The following is a 5,914-nucleotide window of genomic DNA, read 5'->3' as shown; positions in this document are numbered from 1 at the left end:
GAATTCGACGTCGACCTGTTCGTGATCGGAGGCGGTTCGGGCGGGGTGCGCGCGGCCCGCATCGCCGCTACCCATGGCGCCAGGGTGGCGGTCGCCGAAGAATACCGGATGGGCGGCACCTGCGTGATCCGCGGCTGCGTGCCGAAGAAGCTGATGGTCTATGCCTCGCACATCCGCCGCGATATCGACGACGCTGCGGGTTTCGGCTGGACGATTCCGACTGCGACCTTCGACTGGCCGACTTTCATCGCCAACAAGGACAAGGAGATCGCCCGGCTCGAGGGCATCTATGCCGCCAATGTCGAGAAGGCCGGCGCTCGCACCGTCAAGGCCCGCGCGGTATTTGAGGATCCGCATATGCTTCGTCTCTCCACCGGCGAGGCCGTGCGCGCCAAACATATCCTGATCGCCACCGGCGGCGCGCCCAATCATGGCCAGGCCATCCCGGGCATCGAGCACGTCATCTCGTCCAACGAGGTGTTCGATCTGCCGACCTTGCCGAAACGCATCGTGATCCAGGGCGGCGGCTACATCGCGCTGGAATTCGCCTGCATTTTCGCCGGCTTCGGGTCCGACGTGACGGTGATCTATCGCGGCGACAATATTTTGCGCGGCTTCGATGAGGACGTCCGGGCCCATGTCCGCGGCGAGATGGAGAAGGAGGGGATCACCATCCTCACCGGTTGCGTCGTCAACGCGGTGGAGAAGCACGGCCACGAATTCACCTCGCATCTGTCGAACGGGTCGAGCCTCGCCTCCGACCAGGTGATGTTCGCGATCGGACGCCATCCCAACATCGCCGGTCTCGGCTTGGAAAAGGCCGGTGTGGATGTCAAATCTGCCCATGGCGGGATCGCCGTCAACGAATTCTCGCAGACCAACGTGCCGCACATCTACGCGGTTGGCGACGTCACCAACCATATCAATTTGACGCCGGTGGCGATTCGCGAGGGCCACGCTTTCGCCGATACGGTGTTCGGCAAACGGCCGGTGAAGGTCGACCACAGCAACATCGCGACCGCTGTATTCACGCAGCCGGAAGTCGGCACCGTCGGCATGACCGAGGCGGAAGCCCGCGCGGCATTCAGCCATGTCGATATCTACAAGACCAATTTCAAGCCGATCAAGGCGACCTTGTCGGGCAGCGAAAGCCGCGTGCTGATGAAACTGATCGTCGATGCCAGCACCGACATCGTCGTCGGCTGTCATCTGGTCGGGCATGAGGCCGCCGAACTGATCCAGGTGCTCGGCATCTGCGTCAAGATGAAAGCCACCAAGGCCGATTTCGACGCCACCATCGCCGTGCATCCCAGTGCCGCCGAGGAACTGGTGACAATGCGCACTCCGACCGCGCGTTATGTGCGCGAGGCAGCGGAGTAGGTTAAGGCCAATAACGACGCTGGAGCTCCCCGCGAGCCGTCACCGTGAAGCCGCGACTCGTAGAGTCAGATTCAGTTTGCTCGAATTGTGTCCCGGACGCGGTGCATTGCGCCTCCGCAAGGAGGCGTAGTGCTCCGCAGAGCCGGGACCGCCATGAAATTCTGCACTTGGTAGGGTCCCGGCTCTGCGGAGCGGCATAAGAATGCCGCACCGCGTCCGGGACATGAGTATTTCATCCTAACGGATCAGACGCTAGCTGTCGTAATTCAAAGCGAGAACGCCTTTGTCGCCGTCGCTTGAGGCAAAGAAGTAAAGTGTGTGCATCCCTGGTTTCACGGGACGACTTGCTGAGGTGAAGGCGGGAAATTTCAATCCGGTTCGCGCTGCAGCCATTCCGCCGCGCCGCGCCATAGCGTGTCGCGGTGTTCGGGCCGGAAGAAGCCGAAATGGCCGAGCTTCCGGGCGCCCGCTTCGGCCGGCGTGATGACGTCGATCTCCGGCCGTATCGAGGTAAAGCCCGCGCAGAGCAATTGGATCGCCGCCGGCGTGGCCCATGGATCGTCGGAAAAACCCAGCGCCCGCAACGCGCCGCGATAGCGCGGAAAGTTCGCCAGCGCGCGCAATTGGCTGTCGTCGAAAAAATAGCGGTCGCTCAACACCCAGCGCGACCATTCCAGAAACACGTCGCGGGGCAGATCGAGGCCAAGACCGACCCGGCCCGGCGCGTAGCCCAGCGCATGCGTCAGCGGCACGCCGATATATTTCAGCAGTGCGTAAATCCGGTAGCGTTCCGGTGCCGTCATCAGGCACCAGCTACCGGCCTGGGCAGCGACGAATAATGCGCGTTCGACCTCCGCATTGTTCGGGATCAGGCCCAGCGCCTGGCCGCCGAACGAATGGCCGACAAAGCCGAGCGGCATCGACTTGTAGCGCTCGCGCATCCAGGCCACCGCGGCGGTCACGTCAAGCGCGGCCCAATCGGACATCGAGGCCTTGAACCCGATCAGCGATGCCGGTTGCGGGCTGCCCGCTTTCGATTTCGGCCGCGAGTCACCGGTGCCGCGATAGTCGTAGGTCAACACCGCGCAACCGCGGCCGGCCAGATAGCTGGCAAAGCCCCGGTAGATCTTGCGTGGCACCGCGGTGGCGGAATTGATCAGCACGGCGTGACTCCTGGCGCCGCGCGGCAGATACAGGGTCGCACCCAGCAGAAGGCCGTCGGTGGCCGGAAATGTGATGTGGTCGGCGAAAACGTCGTCCTTCGCCGGGTCCGCCACTTGGGTAATCGTGTGCGCCATAATACGGTCTAGCAAATGCGAATTTGGCTTTCGCTGCAAGTACTTATGTAGGGAGATTGATTGCGGTTGGCGATCCGCTGCAACCCTGTGTATAACGCGGCACCGCGCCTGCCTGAAGGCACGGTTTTCAGGAGTGATACGATGTCCGAGCGGTGGACGCCCGATAGCTGGCGCGGCAAGCCTGTACAGCAGATGCCGGCCTATCCGGATCTGAAACTCCTCGGCGATGTCGAGGCGCAGCTCGCGACCTTTCCGCCGCTGGTGTTTGCCGGCGAGGCCCGCAACCTGAAGAAGTCGCTGGCGCGCGTCGCCGCCGGCGAGGCCTTCCTGTTGCAGGGCGGCGATTGCGCCGAGAGCTTTGCCGAGCACGGCGCCAATAACATCCGCGATTTCTTCCGCGCGTTCTTGCAGATGTCGGTGGTGCTGACCTATGCCGGCGCGCTGCCGGTGGTGAAGGTCGGCCGCATTGCCGGTCAGTTCGCCAAACCACGCTCCTCGCCGATGGAGAAACTGAACGGCGTCGAACTGCCGAGCTATCGCGGCGACATTGTCAATGACATCGCCTTCACGGCGGAATCCCGCGTGCCCGATCCGCAGCGTCAATTGATGGCCTACCGGCAGTCGGCGGCGACGCTGAACCTGCTGCGCGCCTTCGCCACCGGCGGTTTTGCCAATCTCGGTAGCGTGCACCAGTGGATGCTGGGCTTTTTGAAGGATTCGCAACAGTCGCGGCGCTACAAGGAATTGGCGGACCGGATCTCCGACGCGCTTAACTTCATGCGCGCCTGCGGCCTCAATCTGGAAAGCCATCCCGAGCTGCGCTCGACGGATTTCTACACCAGTCACGAAGCGCTGCTGCTCGGTTACGAGCAGGCTTTCACCCGTGTTGATTCCATGACCGGCGACTGGTACGCGACCTCCGGCCACATGATCTGGATCGGCGACCGCACCCGCCAGCTCGACCACGCCCATGTCGAGTATTTCCGCGGCATCAAAAATCCGATCGGCCTGAAATGCGGCCCGTCGCTGAAGCCTGACGAGTTGATCAAGCTGATCGACGTGCTCAATCCCGACAACGAGCCCGGCCGCCTGACGCTGATCAATCGCTTCGGTGCCGACAAGGTAGGCGACCATCTGCCGGGGCTGATCCGCGCCGTTCAGCGCGAAGGCCGCTCGGTGGTGTGGTCGTGCGATCCGATGCACGGCAACACCATCACCTCGAATTCGGGCTACAAGACCCGACCGTTCGATCGCATCCTGTCCGAGGTGAAATCCTTCTTCGCTGTCCACGCGGCCGAAGGCACCCATCCAGGCGGCGTGCATCTGGAGATGACCGGGCAGAACGTCACCGAATGCACCGGCGGCGCGCGCGCCATCAGCGACGAGGACCTCAATGACCGCTACCATACGGTCTGCGATCCCCGCCTCAACGCCGAACAGTCGATCGATATGGCTTTCCTGGTCGCGGAGCTGCTGAAGACGTCGCGCGTGGGCAAGGTCGAGCCGATGCCGGTCGCATCGGGCCTCTGAGTTGACGCGCCTGTGGCGGGCTTTGATCAACACCTGGAACGGGCTGACCTTCGCCACCCGCTCCGAACAGGCCATTCGCGAGGAGCTGTTTGCGCTGCTCCTCGCCGTGCCGTTGTCTTTCCTGATCGGGACCACCTCCGCCCGCCGCATTGAGCTCGTGGCGGTGGTGCTGCTGCTGCTGACGGTCGAATTGCTCAACACCGCCATCGAAAAGCTCGCCGACCGCATCACCACCGACCATGATCCGCAGATCGGTGCGGTCAAGGACATGGGATCGGCCGCCGTTGGCGTCGCATTGGTAATTGCTGCCCTCACCTGGTTGTTCGCGCTCGGCGAACGCATAGGTGTGTTCCAGGCGTGATCCCGAAAAGTGGCGTCCCGGTTTTCGGACGAGACCACGCCGCTGCGAAACTCGCGCAATTGCGAAAGGCGAGCCCCCGGGCTTTAATAACTCCATGACAGAATCCGCGCGCTTCCTCGTGACACTGGCCCAGCTCAATCCAACCGTTGGCGACATCGCCGGCAATGCCGCCAAGGCGCGCGCGGCCCGTGCGCAGGCGGCGGCGGATGGCGCCGCCTTGCTGGTCCTGCCTGAGCTGTTCATTGCGGGCTATCCGCCGGAAGATCTGGTGCTGAAGCCGTCTTTCCAGGCGGCCTGTCGCGCCGCGATCGAAGAATTGGCGCGCGAGACCGCCGATGGCGGCCCGGCCATGCTGATCGGTTCGCCCTGGGTCGATGGCGGCAAGCTCTATAATGCCTGTGCGCTGCTGGATGACGGCCGCATCGCGGCGATCCGCTTCAAGGTCAACCTGCCGAATTACGGCGTGTTCGACGAGAAGCGCGTATTCGCCCGCGGGCCGGTGTCGGGGCCGATGACGATCCGTGGCCTGCGGATCGGCGTGCCGATCTGTGAAGACACCTGGATGGAGGAATCCGAGGATTACGAGAACGTGGTCGAAACCCTCGCCGAGACCGGCGCCGAAATCCTGATCGTGCCGAACGGCTCGCCCTATGCGTGCAACAAGAACGATTTGCGGCTGTCGGTGCAGGTCGCTCGCGTCATGGAGAGCAACCTGCCGCTGGTCTATCTCAACCAGGTCGGCGGCCAGGACGAACTGGTGTTCGACGGCGCTTCCTTTGTGCTAAACTCGGATCGCACGCTTGGCGCGCAACTGCCGGGCTTCGCCGAAAACATCACGACGCTGACCTTTGTCAAAGGCGACAATGGCTGGCGCTGTGACGGGCCGATCGCTCCGCTGCTCGAGGGCGACGAAGGCGACTACGCCGCCTGCGTGTTGGGGCTGCGCGACTATGTGCAGAAGAACGGTTTCCCCGGCGTGCTGATGGGCGTCTCCGGCGGTATCGATTCGGCTTTGTGCGCGGCGCTTGCGGTCGATGCGCTGGGCGCCGATCGCGTGCGTGGCGTGATGCTGCCGTTCCGCTTTACAGCCCAGGTGTCGCTCGACGATGCCGCGCAACTGGCGGACAGGCTTGGCATTCGCTACGAGGTGCTGCCGATCGCGCAGGCCGTCAACGGCTTCGAGGCGATCCTGTCCGGCACCTTCGCAGGCCTGCCGCGCGACATCACCGAGGAGAATTTGCAGGCGCGTACCCGTGGTACGCTGCTGATGGCGATCTCCAACAAGACCGGCGCGATGGTCGTCACCACCGGCAACACGTCGGAAATGTCGGTCGGCGACGCCACG

5 protein-coding genes are annotated in these 5,914 nt (G+C 63.4%); 4 read left to right on the top strand and 1 reads right to left on the bottom strand.

Going from position 1 to position 5,914, the window contains the following annotated elements:
• Nucleotides 1-1,380, top strand: a 1,380-nt coding sequence (gene gor / locus Q0S16_RS05305; RefSeq protein WP_295845877.1) for a glutathione-disulfide reductase, incomplete at its 5' end; no start/stop codon positions are given.
• A 368-nt stretch (nt 1,381-1,748) separates the two neighbouring features.
• On the opposite strand, the gene Q0S16_RS05300 is transcribed toward gor, so the two are convergent.
• A complete protein-coding gene (locus Q0S16_RS05300; protein ID WP_295845875.1) occupies nt 1,749-2,678 on the bottom strand; it encodes an alpha/beta fold hydrolase in 930 nt (309 codons plus the stop codon).
• A gap of 141 nt (nt 2,679-2,819) precedes the next feature.
• On the opposite strand from Q0S16_RS05300, the gene Q0S16_RS05295 reads away from it, so the two are divergent.
• From Q0S16_RS05295 to Q0S16_RS05285, 3 genes are all read left to right on the top strand, one after another.
• Nucleotides 2,820-4,208: a class II 3-deoxy-7-phosphoheptulonate synthase gene (locus Q0S16_RS05295; RefSeq protein ID WP_295845874.1), complete on the top strand. Its 1,389-nt coding sequence runs from the start codon at nt 2,820-2,822 to the stop codon at nt 4,206-4,208.
• Nucleotide 4,209: 1 nt separating this feature from the next.
• The gene (locus tag Q0S16_RS05290) at nt 4,210-4,569 is read left to right on the top strand and encodes a diacylglycerol kinase (RefSeq protein WP_295845872.1); all 360 of its coding nucleotides are present in this window, start codon (nt 4,210-4,212) and stop codon (nt 4,567-4,569) included.
• Between the two features lie 94 nt (nt 4,570-4,663).
• On the top strand, nt 4,664-5,914 hold a 1,251-nt coding region (locus tag Q0S16_RS05285), incomplete at its 3' end, for an NAD+ synthase (protein WP_295845870.1).

Origin of the sequence: Tardiphaga sp. (assembly GCF_025356345.1) — a bacterium.
In the GTDB taxonomy this organism is placed as follows: domain Bacteria; phylum Pseudomonadota; class Alphaproteobacteria; order Rhizobiales; family Xanthobacteraceae; genus Tardiphaga.
This window is presented reverse-complemented; position numbering and strand designations above follow the sequence as displayed.